The 534-nt window shown below is 48.3% G+C and carries 1 pseudogene; it reads left to right on the forward strand.

Annotated features, from left to right (window positions below):
* A pseudogene (locus AC1TPC_RS26905) lies at window positions 1–534 on the forward strand (transposase); the annotation flags it as partial.

Consider the following 534-nt stretch of genomic DNA (forward strand, 5'->3'; position numbering starts at 1 on the left):
CCTTGGGCACGGTTGATAAAATGCTTCTCGACGCCGCGCATGATGCGGAATCCATCTATCTTCTTCTCGAGCATCATGGCATGGAGCCCTTCATTGATTTGAATGTTCGCTCCAAGAAGAATATAACCAGCACAACCGCAAGCGATATACAGATTTCACCCATGGGGATTCCGATTTGTCCAAACGGAAATCCAATGAAGCCTAATGGGACGGATTACAAGCTCCATCGTCGCAAGTGGAGATGTACACCGGTTTGTGGTTGCTCTACAGCCAAGTACGGTCGTACCTTCTACACGAAAACCAAGGATGACCCTAGACTGTTTACGAAAACGCCTCGCGATTCGGAAAAGTGGAAGCTGACTTACAAACGCCGTTCATCCATTGAACGTTCCAATAAGCGTGAGAAGATCGACTACAAGCTCGAATCCGGCAGGCATCGCTCCACGATGATGTGGTACATGCGACTCTACGGCATTATGATCTGCCAGCACATGGACGCTTGGTATGTGAGCCAAAAAGATGAATGGGACAAAA

Source organism: Paenibacillus sp. Y280, assembly GCF_056786335.1.